General features: G+C 59.9%; 15 protein-coding genes. 2 read left to right on the plus strand and 13 right to left on the minus strand.

Annotation, left to right across the window (positions count from 1 at the left end; genetic code table 11):
- Positions 1-207: 207 nt before the first annotated feature.
- A complete protein-coding gene (locus AC3WTM_RS14230) occupies positions 208-1,023 on the plus strand; it encodes a hypothetical protein (RefSeq protein WP_256586031.1) in 816 nt (271 codons plus the stop codon).
- Between the two features lie 54 nt (positions 1,024-1,077).
- Entirely contained in the window at positions 1,078-1,899 is an 822-nt protein-coding gene (locus AC3WTM_RS14235; protein ID WP_146023683.1) for a hypothetical protein, read from the plus strand.
- On the opposite strand, the gene AC3WTM_RS14240 is transcribed toward AC3WTM_RS14235, so the two are convergent.
- The 13 genes from AC3WTM_RS14240 to AC3WTM_RS14300 all read right to left on the minus strand — a co-directional run bounded on the left by AC3WTM_RS14240 (position 1,807) and on the right by AC3WTM_RS14300 (position 18,755).
- Positions 1,807-2,403: a MarC family protein gene (locus AC3WTM_RS14240; protein WP_102669206.1), complete on the minus strand. Its 597-nt coding sequence runs from the start codon at positions 2,401-2,403 to the stop codon at positions 1,807-1,809. The two genes, AC3WTM_RS14235 and AC3WTM_RS14240, sit on opposite strands and share 93 nt — an antisense overlap.
- Positions 2,404-2,468: 65 nt before the next feature.
- The gene (locus tag AC3WTM_RS14245; protein ID WP_102669205.1) at positions 2,469-5,246 is read right to left on the minus strand and encodes a hybrid sensor histidine kinase/response regulator; all 2,778 of its coding nucleotides are present in this window, start codon (positions 5,244-5,246) and stop codon (positions 2,469-2,471) included.
- 100 nt (positions 5,247-5,346) lie between these two features.
- Positions 5,347-6,642 (minus strand): phosphoribosylamine--glycine ligase, encoded by a 1,296-nt coding sequence (purD, locus tag AC3WTM_RS14250; protein WP_102669204.1) that lies wholly within the window; start codon positions 6,640-6,642, stop codon positions 5,347-5,349.
- Positions 6,643-6,791: 149 nt separating this feature from the next.
- A complete protein-coding gene (gene purH / locus AC3WTM_RS14255) occupies positions 6,792-8,399 on the minus strand; it encodes a bifunctional phosphoribosylaminoimidazolecarboxamide formyltransferase/IMP cyclohydrolase (RefSeq protein WP_102669203.1) in 1,608 nt (535 codons plus the stop codon).
- A gap of 82 nt (positions 8,400-8,481) precedes the next feature.
- Positions 8,482-8,802, minus strand: a complete 321-nt coding sequence (gene fis, locus AC3WTM_RS14260) for a DNA-binding transcriptional regulator Fis (RefSeq protein WP_015093301.1) — start codon at positions 8,800-8,802, stop codon at positions 8,482-8,484.
- Positions 8,799-9,809, minus strand: a complete 1,011-nt coding sequence (gene dusB, locus AC3WTM_RS14265; RefSeq protein ID WP_057712163.1) for a tRNA dihydrouridine synthase DusB — start codon at positions 9,807-9,809, stop codon at positions 8,799-8,801. The genes fis and dusB overlap by 4 nt, the downstream gene beginning before the upstream one ends.
- A 184-nt stretch (positions 9,810-9,993) precedes the next feature.
- Positions 9,994-11,247: a DUF3426 domain-containing protein gene (locus AC3WTM_RS14270; protein ID WP_102669201.1), complete on the minus strand. Its 1,254-nt coding sequence runs from the start codon at positions 11,245-11,247 to the stop codon at positions 9,994-9,996.
- 30 nt (positions 11,248-11,277) lie between these two features.
- A complete protein-coding gene (gene prmA, locus AC3WTM_RS14275; protein ID WP_102669200.1) occupies positions 11,278-12,156 on the minus strand; it encodes a 50S ribosomal protein L11 methyltransferase in 879 nt (292 codons plus the stop codon).
- Between the two features lie 284 nt (positions 12,157-12,440).
- On the minus strand, positions 12,441-13,799 hold the full coding sequence (gene accC / locus AC3WTM_RS14280; RefSeq protein ID WP_057712161.1) for an acetyl-CoA carboxylase biotin carboxylase subunit: 1,359 nt from the start codon (positions 13,797-13,799) through the stop codon (positions 12,441-12,443).
- Between the two features lie 17 nt (positions 13,800-13,816).
- Entirely contained in the window at positions 13,817-14,281 is a 465-nt protein-coding gene (gene accB, locus AC3WTM_RS14285) for an acetyl-CoA carboxylase biotin carboxyl carrier protein (protein WP_008053948.1), read from the minus strand.
- A gap of 24 nt (positions 14,282-14,305) precedes the next feature.
- The gene (gene aroQ / locus AC3WTM_RS14290) at positions 14,306-14,761 is read right to left on the minus strand and encodes a type II 3-dehydroquinate dehydratase (RefSeq protein ID WP_007971361.1); all 456 of its coding nucleotides are present in this window, start codon (positions 14,759-14,761) and stop codon (positions 14,306-14,308) included.
- A 132-nt stretch (positions 14,762-14,893) separates the two neighbouring features.
- Positions 14,894-16,639 carry a protein-disulfide reductase DsbD gene (locus AC3WTM_RS14295; RefSeq protein WP_102669199.1) on the minus strand — a complete coding sequence of 582 codons (1,746 nt, stop codon included), beginning with the start codon at positions 16,637-16,639 and terminating at the stop codon, positions 14,894-14,896.
- Positions 16,640-16,808: 169 nt separating this feature from the next.
- The gene (locus tag AC3WTM_RS14300; RefSeq protein WP_102669198.1) at positions 16,809-18,755 is read right to left on the minus strand and encodes a methyl-accepting chemotaxis protein; all 1,947 of its coding nucleotides are present in this window, start codon (positions 18,753-18,755) and stop codon (positions 16,809-16,811) included.
- Positions 18,756-18,761: the final 6 nt, after the last annotated feature.

The following is an 18,761-nucleotide window of genomic DNA, read 5'->3' on the forward strand; positions in this document are numbered from 1 at the left end:
ATTTGTTGGATAAAGCCGGATCGTCATAGGTTAATGACGGTCCGGTTGTCTTGCGTGCTTTATTTGTATGGGGTGTATGTGCTCTTGGTAAATGTTGATTGAAGTACATATGTTGTATTTGGTCGCAGTTGATAGTCTGGATTGGGCGGGTTAGATTCAGGGCGCTCCCGGATGGGGCGCTTATTAATATATAAAGGAGTATTGTTTATGGATGATTTTGAGAGCGCGGTAAGTGTTTCGCAACGCGTTGAGTTTGTAAGGAAGTGCATTCAGAAGCGTAAAGTTGCCTTGGCTGACAAGCCGCGTGTAAGGTCCTTGGCTTTGTCGATTGCCTCGAGCCCTACAAAGGAGCTCAACGCGCTGGTACTTGGCAACAGTCTGGTCGGGTACGGAGACAAAATAAGTCTCGAAAACATGGCGATTATTGAAAATCTGATCACCATGTCGAAGATGGAAGCAACTTATGAAGTTTCCGGTAATAAGGATCCCAAGGCTTGGTACCATGCGTTTACAAAGTGCATGGAGGATCTTGGATGTTTCGTGCCGGATAAAGGCTATTCAAAATACAGCGCCACTTCGCTTAAGGTAACGATGGATAATATCATGGTTGATATTATCCAGGCGGCCGTCGAAGCCGCAAAGGCTGCAATTCCAGGGGCTTCCGTGCTCAGTGCAGTGACCAGCTCTACATTGGATGCATTGAAGAAAGAGCCTGAGGCGATCAACCTGTTGAATCTTGAGTCGAAGAATGCCGAAGGCGTGCGCTTGTCCACTATTCCCTGCGAACAAATGGCGAACGGAATGATTCTGATTGCGATAGGCGCGGTTGATCATCAGGGTGGGGGGAAGGACGGCGGCTTGCTGTTTGTTGATTGGAAGACGTCCTCTCTGGAAATTTTTCACGGAAAGTCGTTCATTACTTTCAATCCCGTCCGTTATGCGGAGATCAAGTCGGATATCGAAGAGTATCTTGGCATCCACCGAAAAGAAGTTCTGGTCAAGCGTTTCAGCCGGCGCAAGTGAAGGGGCAAGGCCAGAGGCTTTGTGTCTCTGGCCTTCTTGAAAAAAGGAAAGCGCATGGCGTATTCCGTATTGATAAATTCAGGCAGCGTTTTGCTGTTGTCGACGTCGTTGTCGGCTGCAATCGGGCAGGACGCCCTTGACACTATTTTGTTTGCGCAACTCGCGGCAGAGGAAGATTTTCCAGACGGCAGGAACCACGCTCAATGGACCGATGTATTTGTGGATACGCTGGTTGCCTGTGGTTGGAAGCTCCACGATCAAGGGACAACTTCGGGAATGTTCCCGGTTGCAGGTGTTACGGTTTTCTCAATACAGGATGCTGTCCGTGCGGCCTTTCAATCAAGTCTGTCCGCTGAGCAGATCGTGCTGACGGCAAGTGCTTTGCGCAGGGTCGCGCAATTGCCGGAGACGTCGGTGGCATCGGGTGTTTTCCGTGGGCAATCGATCATGGCTGTCGAGACTGAATCGGCGAGCACGGCAGGTCATCACGCCGGCAACCGTCATCATCGCGTGAGAGTGCTGGCAGGCGTTATCGAGGCTGATGGCTTCCTGACGTTGGCTTCGATGTTTTTTGAAACGGGTCAGCCGATAGATCGCCAGTTCATCAGGCAGGAATTTGCCTTGAGTCGCGTTGTGGGAGGTGTGAGCACTTCGTTCCTTCATTCGCGTTTTTCGGTCGACGAATACAAGGCATTCAGAGAAGACACAGTGCTGTGGTTAGGGTCGCAACGACAGGCACTGTGCATTCAGGTCAGCGAGCACACCGTGCAGTCTCCTCGCGGGCTAAGGAAGCAGGTAGCCCCTGACCCCGGTGAAGATGATCTGTGCTGCCAGTGCACACACGAACAACCCCATCAATCGACTGACGATCTGTAACCCCTGGTCGCCGAGAATACGTTCGATGCGGCTGGACAAAAACAGCACCACGCCCACGGTAAAACTGGCCAGGGCAATGCCGACAATGGCCGTGAGCTTGTCGTCCCAGTGCGGCTGGCTCACTCCCATCACCAGCAAGGCACCGATGGTGCCGGGGCCGACTGTCAGCGGGATGGTCAGTGGAACGATGGTGACATCCTGCTGCACATTGTCGGTCTGTACCGCCGATTTGCCTTGCGCCATGCCCAGCGCCGAGATGAACAGCACACTGCCGGCACCGATACGAAAGGCGTCCACGGTAATGCCGAACACACTGAAAATCACTCGGCCGAACAAGTACAGCAGAATGCTGGAGACCAGGGTGGCGACCGCTACTTTCCAGGCCAACCGACGCTGTTCCTTGCGCGAATAACCACGGGTCAGGCTGATGAAGCAGGACAACACGAAGAATGGGCTATAGAGCACCAGCATCTTCAGATAAACGCTGAACAACACATGGAGCATGGTGCCGGGCTCACTGGCGAGGGAAGTCGAGGGGGAGTCTATCAGGGGTTGCGAAGTCTGTCGGCTCAGGACGTTGGGGTCGTCGTGCGTTTCTGCTGATCACGCTGGGCGACCCAGTGTTCGATCAGTTCGCGCAACTGCGACAGTTCCACCGGCTTGGCCATGTGTCCGTCCATGCCAGCCTGGCGCGCACGCTCTTTGTGTTCGGCAAGGATATGGGCGGTCAACGCCACCACAGGGGTGCGAACCCGTTGGTTGCTGACTTCCCAGGCGCGCAATTGCTGAGTGGCCGAGAAGCCGTCGAGGATCGGCATTTCGCAGTCCATCAGCACCAGGTCGTAACGCTGGGCTTTCATCGCCTGCAAGGCTTCTTCGCCGTTGCAGGCGGTATCCGGTTGCAGGTTGAGCTTGCTCAGCATGCCGCGGATCACCTTAGTCGAGATGCTGTTGTCTTCAGCCACCAGAATGCGGAAGTCGCAGGGGACCTTGACCGGTAACGTCGGGCCGATTGGCAGGGGCTGGGTCGCGACGAGCCCTTTGTTGCGCTGGGTCAGTTCGTCGGCCAGAGTGGTCTTGAGGGTATAGCCGGCCACCGGCTTGGCGAGAATGCGCTTGATCCCGGAGTTGCGTGCGATGATCTTGCTCGGTGCGTTGCTGATGCCGGTGAGCATGATCAGCAGGATGTCATGGTTCAGGCTCGGGTCTTCCTTGATCTTGGCCGCCAGTTGCATGCCGGTCATGCCGGGCATGTTCTGGTCCAGCAAGACTATATCGAAGTAATCGCGCAAATGAGCCTTGGTGCGCAGCAAGGCCAGCGCCTCCTTGCCGGAAGATGCGGCGCTGACGTTCAGACCCCAGGCGCTGCATTGCTGCACCAGCACCTTGCGACAGGTGTCATTGTCATCCACCACCAATACCCGCGCACCTTGCAGCGGGCCGTCGAGGTCGGAGGTCGGGTGTTCGAGGCGATCCGGGTCCAGCGGCAGGGTCAGCCACAGGGTGCTGCCCTGGTTGTTGCCGCTCTTGATCCCGAATTCCCCCTGCATCAAGCGGATCAACTGACGGGCTATCACCAGCCCCAAGTTGCCACCCAACTGGGTGGCCGAAAGAAAATGCCGGCTGTGCAGTTCGGTATGCATCAGGGCGTCGCGCTCTTCGGCGTCCATGGGCTCGCCACTGTCCTGCACGGCGATACGCAGGCGTGGTTTGGTGTTGCGCTCGTCGAGCGCCACGACGATCAGGATTTCGCCTTCATCGGTTTTTTTCAGGGCGTTTTCAAGCAGGCTCAACAGCGTCTGGCGCAAGCGTGTCGGGTCACCGCTGATCACCCGAGGCACTTGCGGCTGGATGAAACTGATCAACTCGACGTTTTGCTGCTCGGCCTTGGCGCGGAAGATGCTCAGGCAGTCTTCGATCAGCGCGTTGAGGTCGAACTGCACGTCGTCCAGTTCAATCTGTCCGGACTCGAGTTTGGAAATGTCGAGAATTTCGTTGATCAGTGTCAGTAGTTCGTTGCCGGCGCTGTGGATCGTCTGAACGTAGTCGCGTTGCTTGACCGATAGCGGCGTGCCCAGCAGCAGTTCGGTCATGCCGAGGACGCCGTTCATCGGGGTACGGATTTCATGGCTGATTTTCGCCAGGAACTCGGCCTTGGCGTTGATCTCGGCGTTGCTGGCCGCCAGGTCACGGCTGATGCTGAAGCGGTCTTCGGTGATGCGTCGCTGGCGTTCGCTCAGTGCAATGCTCATCAACAGGCCGCTGATGCAGATGAACGCCAGCAATGTGGTGATCAGGCCGTGGGGTTCGATCAGGGTCAGCCCCAACAGAGCAGGCAGGATGACCAGTGTCCCGAGGTTGAACACCACCATGGCCGCCACGAAGAGGCGAGCCGGGCGATAACCTTTTTGCCAGTGATAGGCGCTGATGAACAGCATGCTCAGGCCAGCCAGGGCTACCAGGCCGTAGGTAATGAAGTTCAGCGGCAAGGTATTGACGAACAGCAGCATCAGGCCGCAGGCGGTGATCAGCAGGACCTCGCCAAGCAGCAACCGGTTCAGCGGATGCGGCCCGAGCGGGGTGAAGAAACGATAGGCAAGCATCAGACCGCAGGGTGCAGTCATCAATAATGCCAAGTAAGCCCCCGGCGTTTGCAGTGCATGCCAGTCCGGCAGCCAGGGGCCTGCGAGATTCAACAACAACAGCAGACTGAGCATCAACAGCCCTTCGCACGTCGCCAACCATAGGGCGCTATGCGAGCGGGTGTAGGCGTAGCGGATGAGGTTGTGCAGGATCAGCATGGCGATACAACCGAACAGCAGGCCATAAATCAGCGTCTGGTTCTGGTTGGCGGCCGAGATGATCGCTGACTGCAGGGTGATGTAGGGCCGTAACTGGTGGTCGGAGGCCAGTCGCAGGTAGACGTCGAGGGGGGTGTCACTTTGCGGCAGGGCCAGCATGAAGTCGCTGCTGGGCAATGGTCGCTCGGATTGGGGGTGTTCGTTGCCCGTGCTGGATTGATCGATCAGCTTGTCGCCGTCCAGAACGAACATGTTGAACTGGCGCAGGTCAGGCGCGAACACACGCAACAACTGTTCATGTTTGCCCGGTGCAAGCCTGAATCGCAACCATAACGCGCCATCGGGTTCGGCGGCGGTAATGCGGTCGAGTTCGATAGGGCTGAATTGATTGGTGTAACGTGCGGAACGAATGTCGCTCAGCTGCAGGTCGCCCTGTTCGTCGAGCAATACCGCCCAGCCACTGCCTTGCGCGGCGTGGGCCGGTAGCATGCAGAGCAAGGTCAGCAAAGTGACGGTCAAGCTTACGGCAATCCTGAGCCAGCGCACGGCGAAATCCCTTCGTTAGGTTGATGCCAGAATATAACGATGCGCGGCGCCGGAATAGCCGGGCAATAAACGGTGTTTATTGCCCGGCGCGGTGTTTACCTTATTCCTGATTTTCGCCACGCTCGCGGGCAATGGCGCGGTAGCCAATGTCCTTGCGATAGAAGCAGCCTTCCCAATCAATCGAAGCCGCGAGCTTGTAGGCCTGCTGCTGTGCAGCGTCAACGCTGGCACCCATGGCCGTTGCGCAAAGCACCCGACCGCCGGCCGTTACGACTTGGCCGTCCTTGAGCGCAGTACCGGCGTGGAAGACTTTGCCTTCCAGTGCGGCGGCTGCATCCAGCCCCTTGATGGCCACGCCTTTGGCATAGTCACCAGGATAGCCGCCAGCGGCAAGCACGATGCCGACGCTCGGGCGTGGATCCCATTGCGCTTCTACTTTGTCCAGCGCCTGGGCCAGAGCAGCCTCGACCAGCAGAACCAGGCTCGACTGCAGGCGCAGCATCACCGGTTGGGTCTCAGGGTCGCCGAAGCGGCAGTTGAATTCGATGACTTTTGGGTTACCAGCCTTGTCGATCATCAGACCGGCGTACAGGAAACCAGTGTAGACGTTGCCTTCCTCGGCCATACCGCGCACGGTCGGCCAGATCACCAGATCCATGACACGCTTGTGCACTTCGGCGGTGACCACTGGCGCCGGGGAGTAAGCACCCATGCCGCCTGTGTTTGGACCGGTGTCGCTGTCGCCGACGCGTTTGTGGTCCTGGCTGGTGGCCATCGGCAGGACGTTCTTGCCGTCGACCATGACGATGAAACTGGCTTCTTCGCCGTCCAGGAACTCTTCGATGACCACGCGCGAACCCGCATCGCCAAAGGCATTGCCCGCCAGCATGTCGCGCACGGCGTCTTCGGCTTCGGCCAGGGTCATGGCGACGATCACGCCTTTACCGGCGGCCAGGCCATCGGCCTTGATCACGATCGGAGCGCCTTTTTCACGCAGGTAAGCCAGGGCCGGCTCGATTTCGGTGAAGTTCTGGTAGTCGGCGGTCGGAATCTTGTGGCGAGCCAGGAAGTCCTTGGTGAAGGCTTTCGAGCCTTCCAGCTGCGCAGCGCCAGCGGTCGGACCGAAGCAATCCAGGCCACGGCTGCGGAACAGATCCACAACACCGGCAACCAGCGGCACTTCAGGGCCAACGATGGTCAGGGAAACGTTTTTCTCGGCAAAGTCTGCCAGTTGCTCAAGCGCCAGAACGTCGATGGCGACGTTCTCGCACTTGGCTTCGATGGCGGTGCCGGCGTTGCCCGGTGCCACGAACACCTTCTGCACGCGCGGATCTTGAGCCACTTTCCAGGCCAGGGCGTGTTCACGGCCACCGCTGCCAATGATCAAAACATTCATTTCAAAAACCTCGGATGACGCAAATCTGGGAACTGTAGGAGCGAGCTTGCTCGCGATGGTGGTTAACGATAACGCGGGGTGTCTGAAACACTGTGGCGTCTAGTCGTTCTTCGCGAGCAAGCTCGCTCCTACAGGGGAGTGCTGTGCTGTCAGTGACGGAAGTGGCGCATGCCGGTAAATACCATTGCGATACCGGCTTCGTCGGCAGCAGCAATCACTTCAGCATCACGCATCGAGCCGCCTGGTTGGATCACGGCAGTCACGCCCGCCTTGGCCGCATTGTCCAGACCGTCGCGGAACGGGAAGAAGGCGTCGGAAGCCATCACCGAACCGGCTACCTGCAAACCGGCATGTTCCGCCTTGATAGCAGCAATACGCGCGGAGTTCACGCGGCTCATCTGGCCGGCGCCGACACCGATGGTCTGGCGATTCTTGGCGTAGACGATGGCGTTGGACTTCACGTACTTGGCAACTTTCCAGGCGAAGATCAGGTCATGGATTTCCTGCTCGCTCGGTGCGCGCTTGGTCACCACTTTCAGGTCGTCGGCGCCAATCATGCCGATGTCGCGGCTCTGTACCAGCAGGCCACCGTTGACACGCTTGTAGTCCCAGGCCGCCGCTCGGTCAGCCGACCACTCGCCGCAGGCCAGCAGGCGTACGTTGGCTTTGGCAGCGACGATGGCGCGGGCCTCTTCGCTGACCGACGGAGCGATGATCACTTCGACGAACTGACGTTCGACGATGGCCTTGGCAGTCTCGGCGTCCAGTTCGCGGTTGAAGGCGATGATGCCGCCGAAGGCGGATTCGGTGTCGGTGGCGTAGGCCAGGTCGTAGGCCTTGCGGATGCCGCCTTCGGCATCAGGGCTGACAGCCACGCCGCACGGGTTGGCGTGCTTGACGATCACGCACGCCGGCTTGACGAAGCTCTTCACGCATTCCAGCGCGGCGTCGGTGTCGGCCACGTTGTTGTACGACAGTTCCTTGCCTTGCAGCTGGGTCGCGGTGGCGATGCCGACTTCGGCAGGCTTGGCTTCAACATAGAACGCCGCGCTCTGGTGCGGGTTCTCGCCGTAGCGCATTTCCTGAGCCTTGATGAACTGGCTGTTGAAGGTGCGCGGGAACTCGCTGCGACCTTCGGTGCTCAGGGTGTCGGCAGACTGGTTCACGGTGCCCATGTAGTTGGCGATCATGCCGTCGTAGGCGGCGGTGTGCTCGAAGGCCTTGAGCATCAGGTCGAAACGCTGGGCGTAGGTAAGGCCACCGGCCTTGAGGTTTTCGAGGACGCTGGCGTAATCGCTGGCGTTGACCACGATGGCCACGTCCTTGTGGTTCTTGGCGGCGGAACGGACCATGGTCGGGCCGCCGATGTCGATGTTCTCGATGGCGGTCGGCAGGTCGCAGCCTGGCTTGTTGATGGTGGCTTCGAACGGGTACAGGTTGACCGCTACCAGGTCGATCGGCTTGATGCCGTGCTCGTTCATGATTGCGTCGTCGATACCGCGACGACCGAGGATCCCACCGTGGATTTTCGGGTGCAGGGTCTTCACCCGGCCGTCCATCATTTCCGCAAAGCCTGTGTAATCCGCGACTTCCACTGCGGCAACGCCGTTGTCCTGCAGCAGCTTGAACGTCCCGCCGGTGGAGAGGATCTCGACGCCCAGGGCTTCAAGCTCCTTGGCGAATTCGAGGATCCCGGTCTTGTCGGAAACGCTGATCAAGGCGCGGCGGATCGGCAGGCGGGTAGTCTGGTCGGTCATCTCAATTTCCATCAAAAGCAAAGGAAGTCAGCAAAAAAGGCGACCGTTTTTACGCGGGCGCCTTTCTGGTTTGATTGAATGCTTACAACAAATCGTACTGCTTGAGTTTCTTGCGCAGCGTGCCCCGGTTAAGCCCGAGCATCTCGCTGGCCTTGGTCTGGTTGCCCTTGACGTAGTTCATCACGCACTCGAGCAGGGGAGCCTCGACTTCGGAGAGCACCAGGTTGTACACATCCGTGACGGCAGCGCCCTCAAGGTGGGCGAAATAATTGTGCAGCGCCTTCTCGACACTCCCGCGAAGGGTCTGACCTTCTTCGCTTGGCGTATTGAGGTGCTGTTTCAAATTCACGTTGTCGCTCACGGGTGTTGTTCCACTCACTAAAGTCTCGGTCATCATCGTCATGCGGCCACCCACTCTCCGTCCCCTGTCAGGCTCTTGTAACGCTCGGCGAAAAACGCCCGAACGTTGGCGCATTGTGCATCCGTACCATCCAAACGATTGAAGTGGGCGCGAAACTCCCTGGCGCCCGGCAGGGTTGCGAGATACCAGCCCACATGCTTTCGAGCAATGCGTACGCCCATGACATCGCCATAAAAGGCGTGCAGGGCAGCCAGATGCTCTAGCAGAATGCGTTCCACCTCGATCAGTTCCAGCGCCGGGAGTTTCTCGCCGGTACGCAGGAAATGGTCGATCTCGCGAAAAATCCATGGCCGCCCCTGGGCAGCCCGGCCAATCAACAGGCCATCGGCACCGGTCGCGTCGAGCACGTACCGGGCTTTTTCCGGCGAATCGATATCGCCATTGGCGAAGACCGGAATCGACACCGCCTGCTTGATTGCGGCAATGGTGTCGTACTCGGCTTCACCGGTGTACAGGTCGGCACGGGTGCGGCCATGCACCGCCAGCGCCGTAATACCTGCCTGTTCGGCGATCTTCGCCACCGTCAGGCCGTTCTTGTTGTCCCGGTCCCAACCGGTCCGGATCTTCAGGGTAACCGGCACATCGACCGCAGCCACGACGGCCTGCAGGATCTCGGTTACCAGGGGTTCATCCTTCAACAGTGCGGAACCGGCAGCCTTGTTGCAGACTTTTTTTGCCGGACAGCCCATGTTGATATCAATGATCTGCGCACCCATTTCAACGTTGGCACGGGCGGCGTCCGCCAGCATCTGTGCGTCCCCACCGGCGATCTGTACCGAGCGTGGCTCGGGATCACCTTCGTGGATCATGCGCATGCGTGACTTGCGGGTGTTCCACAAACTCATGTCGCTGGTGACCATTTCCGAGACGACCAGTCCCGCGCCCAAGCGCTTGCACAGCTGACGAAAGGGCTGGTCGGTGACGCCCGCCATGGGGGCGAGAATCAAGCTGTTATGTAATGTGTATGGGCCGATGCGTACCGCCGACATAGGACTTCCCTGTTGTGGGGCCGGATCATGAGAGTTCGAAAAAGGGTTGGCATGATACCCGCTCTCGATGACTGGATAAAGGCTGAATTGAACAAATTCTGAACAGCTATTCTGTTATTACCCGTGGTTTGGTTTGCCTGGAGCAGTCAGAAAGCCGGCGTTAATCCGGGAGCAATGAAGCGTTTTACTCCGGAGAGTGGAAGCTCAGACTGTAGTTCACGGCCTTGGCGCCTGGGTCGAGAATGTCCAAGGCGATGTGGATCGGCGTTTGCGGAGGCATCTCCGCCATGCCTTCGAGATCGCCATTGAGGTACTCGCCAGGCTTGAAGCGACGACTGGCGATCAGATGGCCATTGAGGTCGGCGAAGCGCAGTTCCAGCAGCGGGAAGGGCTGGGAGAAGGGCGCGCGGTTATAGATGATCGCATCGACCACCAGGGCGCCATTGAACTCGGGGTGGCTGCGCACCACCAGGTTGCTGCTTTTGATTTTCGCGATGTCGACTTTGGAGGGCACGGTGCAGCCGATTTGCGGGCACAGTTGCTGGAACCACGGGCGATATTGATCCTGTCGCGCCAGTTCGTCGAAATGGTAGGCGATGTACTGGCCAGCGAGGGCGCCAGCGGCAATCAGCACCAGCAGCAACCACAACAGCCGTCGGCCCCAAGGTGAGCGGCGTTTTTGCCAGTCCAGTTGCAGCGGGTCGTCGGTCAGGTCTTGCAGCACTTCGGCGCGTACGCCCGGTTCGCTGCGTTCGCGTCGCTTGCGCAGCGGTTCTATCGGGGGCAGGTTGTCGTCGATTTCGCTCTTGTCGGCGGCCGACAGGTGTTCGTGGTTCAGCGGCGCATCAAGAGGGTCGTGCAATCGCAAATGGGGTGGTTGCGGTTCGTCGTCGAGATCAACCGGTTCCAGGGACAGCGAAGGTTCGGTGCGTGAGGTTTTGTCCGTTTCGACCGTCGGCTCTGGTGTTTCAAGGCTGTCGAGCGGTTCGTCGACTGGCGCGCGATCGGCCGCCGAAGCACTGAACAGGCTGTCGGACCACGGCTCCTCGTCGTCCTGCCCGGCGCTGTCGCGACGGGCGCTCAGCGAATCGTCGCGGTGGCGGCCGAGTTCAGTGGCCGGCTGGATTTCCCGCTGTTCGAGCCGGGCGAGTTCTTCGTCGAGGTCGAGACTGTCCAGGTCCAGTTCGGTCGCGCTCCATTGCTTTTGGCTGATGGCGCGCGGTGGCGATGGCTCAAGGGGCTCCTCAGGCTGCGCAGGCGGGAGCGGCGTCGCGACCGGTGGTTCCTTGCCGGCCTGCTCAAGCAACTGCCTGGCGGCATTGAATACCTGCAAGCAGGAGCCGCAACGAACCACCCCGCGAGCCACGCTCAACTGGGCATGGCTGACGCGGAAGCTGGTTTGGCAATGCGGGCACTGAGTGACGAAGCTGTCGGTCATGCGGCGATCCGGATTATGCAGGCGATCATTCTAGCGCCGACGGCCAGTGATGCGCACCCAGCCATCGCGATTGGCGATTGGGTCCAGATCGAAGTCCTTGGCGTAGGCGGCAGCGACTTCGTCACCCTGTTCGGCGAGGATGCCCGACAGTGCCAGGCGACCGCCTGACTTGACCAGGCCCGACAGCTGCGGCGCCAGGGAAACCAGCGGGCCGGCGAGAATGTTGGCCACCAGCACATCGGCCTGAACCTGCGGCAAATCTTCCGGCAGATACAGTGGGAACAATTCATCAGCGATGTTATTGCGTCCGGCGTTGTCGCGGGACGCTTCCAGCGCCTGCACGTCGATGTCGGTACCCACGGCCTCCTTGGCGCCCAGCAACAGGGCGGCAATCGCCAGAATTCCCGAGCCGCAGCCGAAGTCCAGCACGTTGCAGTCTTTCAGGTCCTGGCCGTCGAGCCATTCCAGGCACAGTGCGGTGGTCGGGTGGGTGCCGGTGCCGAACGCCAGGCCCGGGTCCAGCAGCAAATTCACTGCATCAGGCTCCGGCGCGGCGTGCCAGCTCGGCACGATCCACAGGCGCTGGCCGAAACGCATTGGCTGGAATCCGTCCATCCAGCTGCGTTCCCAGTCCTGGTCTTCGATCACTTCGCTGTGGTGCTCGGGCAGCGGGCTGCCGGTCAACAGCTCCAGATGGGCCAGTACCGGGCCAGGCTCGGTGCCGCCTTCGAACAAGGCCAGCAGGTGCGTGTGGGACCACAGGGGCGTGGTGTTGAGTTCCGGCTCGAAGATCGGCTGATCTTCGGCGTCCATGAAGGTCACCGATACGGCGCCCACTTCAAGGAAAGCGTCTTCATAGGTTTCGGCTTGTTCTGGGCTGATGGCGAGACGGACTTGCAGCCAAGGCATGGCGGGCACCTTTGAAAAATATTGATTGCAGCCTAGCGGGCTGCGAGAAGCGCGCAAGTTTACGCGAGCGCGGGGCAGATGACGACACGCCAGGTGCCATTTCCACGCGCAGGCCTGTGTAGGAGCGAGCTTGCTCGCGAAGAATGCAAGGAAGACGCGTACAGTCTGAGCGCACGCGTTATCGTTGACCACCATCGCGAGCAAGCTCGCTCCTACAGCGGGGGGAGGGGGCGTCCAGATACGACAAAGCCGCCCGAAGGCGGCTTTGTTGATCGGGTCGAAGCTTAGTGCTTCTCGCCAGCCAGCTTGTGCTCGAGGTAGTGAATGTTCACGCCCCCTTTGCAGAAGCCTTCATCGCGGGTCAGGTCGCGGTGCAGCGGGATGTTGGTCTTGATCCCGTCGACCACGATCTCGTCCAGCGCATTGCGCATGCGCGCCATGGCTTCGTCGCGGGTTGCGCCGTAGGTGATCAGCTTGCCGATCAACGAATCGTAGTTAGGCGGAACCGCATAGCCACTGTACAGGTGCGAGTCGACGCGAACGCCGTTGCCGCCTGGTGCGTGGAAATGCTTGACCGTGCCCGGGCTTGGCATGAAGGTTTTCGGGTCTTCGGCGTTGATCCGGCATTCCAGCGCGTGACCGCGGATGACCACGTCATCCTGGGTGAACGACAGCTTGTTGCCGGCGGCGATGCTGAGCATCTCCTTGACGATGTCGATGCCGGTGACCATTTCCGAAACCGGGTGCTCTACCTGGACACGAGTGTTCATTTCGATGAAGTAGAAGCGGCCGTTTTCGTAAAGGAACTCGAAAGTGCCTGCGCCACGGTAGCCGATATCGATGCAAGCCCTGACGCAGCGTGCGAGTACTTCCTCACGTGCGTTTTCGTCGATACCCGGTGCCGGCGCTTCTTCAAGAACCTTCTGGTGACGACGTTGCAGCGAGCAGTCGCGGTCGCCCAGATGGATAGCCTGGCCCTGGCCATCGGAAAGAACCTGGACTTCCACATGGCGTGGGTTGGTCAGGAACTTTTCCAGATAGACCATCGGGTTGCCGAACGCCGCGCCTGCTTCGGAGCGGGTCAGTTTGGCCGAGGCAATCAGGTCTTCTTCCTTGTGCACAACGCGCATGCCGCGACCACCGCCGCCGCCAGCGGCCTTGATGATCACCGGGTAACCGACTTCGCGACCAATGCGCAGAGCGGTTTCTTCGTCTTCCGGCAGCGGGCCGTCAGAGCCCGGAACAGTCGGTACACCGGCGGCGATCATGGCGTGCTTGGCCGATACCTTGTCGCCCATCAGGCGAATGGTTTCGGCTTTCGGGCCAATGAACGCAAAGCCGGATTTCTCGACCTGCTCGGCGAAGTCGGCGTTTTCCGCAAGGAAACCGTAGCCCGGGTGAATGGCGGTGGCGCCAGTCACTTCGGCTGCGGCAATGATTGCTGGAATGTGCAGGTAGGAGTGGGCGGCCGATGCCGGACCGATGCAGACGGATTCGTCTGCCAGACCCAGGTGCATCAGTTCCTTGTCAGCCTTGGAGTAAACGGCGACGGTCTTGATGCCCATCTCTTTGCAGGCGCGCAGGATCCGCAGGGCGATCTCACCGCGGTTGGCGATCAGAACTTTTTCCAACTTCGCAGTCATCAAAGGCTCTCCGCGGTTCAAACGATGGTGAACAGCGGTTGGTCGTACTCAACCGGCTGGCCGTCTTCGACGAGGATGGATTCGATCACACCGCTGGTTTCAGCTTCGATGTGGTTCATCATCTTCATGGCTTCAACGATGCACAGGGTGTCGCCTTTCTTCACGGTCTGGCCGACTTCCACGAAGGACGGCGAGGTTGGCGAAGACTTGCGATAGAACGTACCGACCATCGGCGAACGGGCAACGGTGCCGTTCAGTGCTGGTGCGGCGGCGGCAGCAGGTGCGGCAGCGGCAACCGGAGCGGCGGCAGCGACAGGCGCGGCAGCCGGAGCATGCATTGGAGCTGGCGCGTAGTACTGCTGAGCCGGGGTCTTGCTATGACGGCTGATGCGTACGGACTCTTCGCCTTCCTTGATCTCGAGCTCGTCGATGCCGGACTCTTCCAGCAATTCGATCAGTTTCTTAACTTTACGGATATCCATGAATCATCAACTCCCAAGGGTCGGTCAGGGGCGGTTAACTTGTTGTTCAAGCTGTTCCAGGGCGGCCTCCAGGGCCAGTCGATAACCGCTGGCGCCAAGGCCGCAGATCACTCCCACCGCTACGTCGGAGAAGTAAGAGTGATGGCGGAAAGGTTCGCGTTTGTGCACGTTAGACAAATGCACTTCGATGAATGGGATGCTCACCGCCAGCAGCGCGTCACGTAATGCGACACTTGTATGTGTAAAAGCTGCTGGGTTGATCAGAATGAAGTCCACACCTTCACTGCGTGCAGCGTGGATGCGGTCGATCAATTCGTACTCGGCGTTGCTTTGCAGGTGCAGCAAATGGTGACCGGCTTCGCGGGCACGACGTTCCAGGTCCTGGTTGATCTGCGCCAGCGTCGTGGCGCCGTAGGTGCCCGGTTCGCGAGTGCCGAGCAGGTTCAGGTTGGGTCCGTGCAGAACGAGTAGCGTCGCCATCGGCGGTTCCTATGTTATCTGTGAGCAATTGTCAGAACCCGGCGACTATGCCGCAAAGCCTTTGTGACTGTCCAGTTCTCTGCAATAGCCGGCACGATGACCGATGTTTGCGCGAAATATATGACTGCTTGATTAAAATTGGTCATTCGCCCTGGTTACACGTTCGGCGAAGTCCCTGGCGTTGATCTCGCCGATCACCCGCACATCGGCGCGTTCGACACCGTCCTTGCCAAAAAACATCAGGGCCGGAGGGCCGAACAACTGGTAGCGATCGAGCAGGGCGCGTTGCTCGGCGTTGCTGGCGGTGATGTCGAAGCGGATCAGCCGGTAACCCTTGAGGCGTTCGATGACGACAGGGTCATCCAGCACCTCATGTTCGATGACTTTGCAGCTGATGCACCAGTCGGCGTACCAGTCGAGCAGCAGCGGTGTGCCGGATGATCGTGCATCGGCGAGTGCGCGATCCAGTTCGGCCGGTGTGCTGATGGTTTGCCAGGTGCTGGTGTTTTGCACTTGTCCGTTGTTGTCAACGATACGGGGCTGGCCAATCGGGTTGAGCGGGTCGGTCTGGCCGCTGAGAGCGCCGTACCAGCAGGCCAGTGCGTAAAAAAGAAGGAACATGCCGAGCAATTGGCCCAGGCGTTTGCGCGGTGGTTTATAGACGAACTCCAGCGCCCCCATGAACAGGCCGACGCCGCCTGCCAGCAAGCCGATCAGCAGCAAGGTGACCTGGCCCGGCAAGACGCGGCTGAGCAGGCCAACGGCCAACCCGAGCAACAACACGCCAATCGCGTTTTTCACGTAGACCAGCCACGGGCCGCTTTTCGGCAGCCAGGCTGCGCCACCGGTGGCCACCAGCAACAGCGGCGCGCCCATGCCGAGGCCGAGCATGAATAGTTTCAAACCGCCGCCCAGCGCATCGCCACTGGCGCTAATGTACAGCAGCGCCCCGGCCAATGGCGCCGAAACGCAGGGTGAAACCAGCAAGCTGGATACCACGCCCAACACCGCGGCGCCCCACAGTGACCCGCCTTCGGTGCGGCCGGCGATACGATCCAGGCGACTGCTGATGGCATGCGGCAGCTTGAGTTCGAAGACGCCGAACATCGCCAGGGCAAATACTGCAAAAAACATCGCGAACGGCACCAACACCCAGGCCGATTGCAGTCGCGCCTGTAGGTTGAGCTGGGCACCGAACAGGCCCATCAGGGCGCCGAGCAGGGCAAAACAGGCGGCCATCGGCAGCACATAGGCCAGTGAAAGATTGAAGCCGCGCCAGCCACCGACCTGACCGCGCAGCACCACGCCGGAAAGGATCGGCAGCATGGGCAGCACGCATGGCGTGAACGTCAGGCCCAGGCCGGCGAGGAAAAACAAAGCCAGTTCGCGCCAGCTCCATTGATAAGTCGTCCCTGGAGCGCCGCTGCCATCGATGCTCAGGCGCTCGGTTTCCGGTGGATAGCACAGGCCTTTGTCGGCACATCCCTGATAGGTCACGACCAGGGTGAAGGCGCGCTGGTCGGTGCGCGGCAACTCGATGTCGAGAATGCCGTGGTAGACCTCGACATCGCCGAAGTATTCATCGTGCTTTTTCTGGCCGTCGGGCAGTTTCGCCGCGCCGAGGAGGATATCGGCCGGATCGGCGCGAAATTGAAAGCGGTGGCGGTAGAGGTAATAACCTTCGGCGGCGACGAAACGCAACTTGATCGATTGCGGCGTGCTGTCAACCAGACTCAGCTGGAAAGCTTCGCGCACCGGCAGAAAGTCGGCGCTGTTGTTGATCGAGCCCAGGCTTGAGCTGGGTCGGTTCTCCAGCAAGCCAGTGGCGCTGGCCGGCAGGATGAACACTAAAAACAACAGGCAGAGCAAGCGGCGCATGACGATCTCGCGTATCGGGATTGGGGGGATGATAGCGGACGGCGGCGTGGTATGCAGGAGGGGGAGTCTGAGGTGTTTGTTCTGACGCCATCGCGAGCAAGCTCCCACAGGGGATTTGCGTCGTGCACAAATCAAATGTGGGAGCGAGCTTGCTCGCGATGGCGGTCTGTCAGACGCGGAAAGCCTGAACGGCTGTATGCAGTCGCCCCCCCAACACCAGAAGATTTTCTCCCTGTTCACGGCCTTCGCCGATACGCAGCAGGTTATCCCCTCCCAACTGATGAATCCGTTCACTGTGGTCACGGATTTCGCTGACAGCACCGCTTTGCTGGGCGGTGACATCGGCGATGCGTACCGCCGTGTCGGAAATGGTCTGGATCGCCCCAACGATTTTATCCAGCGCGCCATCAGCGGCCTGGGCCTGGCTGGCCGTGGCTTCGGCGTGTTCGACCTGAGCGCGCATGCCCTCCACCGATTGTCGCGCGGCGGTTTGCAGCCCTGCGATCAGCGTCTGGATTTCTGCGGTGGCTCCGGCGGTACGTTGCGCCAGTGAGCGCACCTCTTCGGCTACCACCGCAAAGCCTCGGCCCATTTCCCCGGCCCGGGCCGCCTCGATGGCGGCGTTCAAGGCCAGCAGGTTGGTCTGGTCGGCAATCGAGCGGATCACCGTCAATACGCCGCCGATGGTGGCCGACTCTTCGGCCAGGTGTTCGATCATTTGCGCATTGCCTTGCACTTCATCCACCAGCGCATGCAGGCCGGTGAGGCTCAGACCGATGACTTTCTGTCCGTGTTCCACGGCCAGGCCGGCGTGGCGGCTGGCGTCGGCTGCCTGGCTGGCATCGCCGGCGACTTGTTGAATGGTTGCTTCCAGTTCGCTGAGGGAGTCGCGGATCAGTGCCGTATCACCGGCCTGATGCTCGGCACCTTCATGCAGGTCGTTGCTCAGGTCGGCCAGGGTGCGGCTGCTGCCGGCCACCTGTTCGGCATTGCGGCGAATGGTCCCCACCAAGTCCACCAGATAGGCGCGCAAGCGGTTGAGCGAGGCTTCAATGTCATGCAATTCGCGGTTGGTGTTGCCCAGTTGAATGTCGCGGCTGAAGTCGCCTTCGGCCCAGGTCGAGAGGGCCGGGGCGAGGTTGGTCAGGGTCCGGGCGAGCTTGCGTTGCAAGGTGTCGATCAGCAGTGCGATCAACAGAATCAAACCGATCATCACGCCTTGCATCAGCCGTACTTCACCCTGGATCTGCCCGTGCTGGGCGCGCACCACCGGTTCCATCCCGGCAATGGCCTGTTGCACGTCGGCGATTTTCAGGTGGGTCGCCGCGCTGAGGTCGGCGCGTTTGCGGATTTGATCGCGAGTGCGCGAGAGCTCGGCCGGATAGCGGATGAGCAGGCTGTTGAGCTCGCGCTTTAGGCCGACGCCGGCATCTTCGGTGACGGTTTTTTCCGTGTTCTCAAGGCCCATCATCGAGGCGAAATCGTCGGTGTTCGACTCGCTGTTGGTGGTCACGCCCAATAATGGCAAAGCGTCGAGTTTTTCGGCCTGGGTGCGGATGTTGGCCACTTCGCGTTCGACATCGGCGGCCAGTTCGCTGCGACCGCTGCTGACCAGTTTGTCCCGGGCCAGGGACAGTTTCCCCAGGTGCTGTGATGCGATGAGCAGCGGCGTCAGGTAGGCCGCATTGCCACTGGCGTACTGGCTGAGTTGATCGAGACTGGCACCCAGTTCGCGCTCGGCCTGCAGCAGCAAGGCCTGTGGGTCGCCTGCCAGTTTGCCGGCGGCCAGCAGGTCGGTCTTGCTGAATTCTTCAAGGGTCGACAGGCTGGGGTGCAGCGTCTCGGCAAGGGCCGATGGCAATTCGTCGAGTTCTTTTTTCAGGCTGTCGATACCTTGGGCCGCGCTGCTCAGGCGCAGCGCATCACCGCTGCCCAGGTAGTCCTCGACACTGCGGGCGACGTCATTCTGAAACTGCTGCGACAGGCTCAGGTAGCGCTCCATTAATAGATACGGACGCTCAAGGGCTTTCTGCGACCACCACAGCGTAGCGCCGAGGGCCACGCACACGGCCACTAGAAGGAGGGTATTGAGATTGGTCAGCAGCTTCAGGCGCATTACGGA

This window comes from Pseudomonas sp. EU05-FHT14B02 (assembly GCF_058791055.1).

Coding starts and splice junctions, on each gene's coding strand:
- AC3WTM_RS14230 (WP_256586031.1), top strand. CDS start 208: ATGGATGATTTTGAGAGCGCGGTAAGTGTTTCGCAACGCGTTGAGTTT.
- AC3WTM_RS14235 (WP_146023683.1), top strand. CDS start 1,078: ATGGCGTATTCCGTATTGATAAATTCAGGCAGCGTTTTGCTGTTGTCG.
- AC3WTM_RS14240 (WP_102669206.1), bottom strand. CDS start 2,403: ATGCTCCATGTGTTGTTCAGCGTTTATCTGAAGATGCTGGTGCTCTAT.
- purD (WP_102669204.1), bottom strand. CDS start 6,642: ATGAATGTTTTGATCATTGGCAGCGGTGGCCGTGAACACGCCCTGGCC.
- purH (WP_102669203.1), bottom strand. CDS start 8,399: ATGACCGACCAGACTACCCGCCTGCCGATCCGCCGCGCCTTGATCAGC.
- fis (WP_015093301.1), bottom strand. CDS start 8,802: ATGACGATGATGACCGAGACTTTAGTGAGTGGAACAACACCCGTGAGC.
- dusB (WP_057712163.1), bottom strand. CDS start 9,809: ATGTCGGCGGTACGCATCGGCCCATACACATTACATAACAGCTTGATT.
- AC3WTM_RS14270 (WP_102669201.1), bottom strand. CDS start 11,247: ATGACCGACAGCTTCGTCACTCAGTGCCCGCATTGCCAAACCAGCTTC.
- prmA (WP_102669200.1), bottom strand. CDS start 12,156: ATGCCTTGGCTGCAAGTCCGTCTCGCCATCAGCCCAGAACAAGCCGAA.
- accC (WP_057712161.1), bottom strand. CDS start 13,799: ATGACTGCGAAGTTGGAAAAAGTTCTGATCGCCAACCGCGGTGAGATC.
- accB (WP_008053948.1), bottom strand. CDS start 14,281: ATGGATATCCGTAAAGTTAAGAAACTGATCGAATTGCTGGAAGAGTCC.
- aroQ (WP_007971361.1), bottom strand. CDS start 14,761: ATGGCGACGCTACTCGTTCTGCACGGACCCAACCTGAACCTGCTCGGC.
- AC3WTM_RS14295 (WP_102669199.1), bottom strand. CDS start 16,639: ATGCGCCGCTTGCTCTGCCTGTTGTTTTTAGTGTTCATCCTGCCGGCC.
- AC3WTM_RS14300 (WP_102669198.1), bottom strand. CDS start 18,755: ATGCGCCTGAAGCTGCTGACCAATCTCAATACCCTCCTTCTAGTGGCC.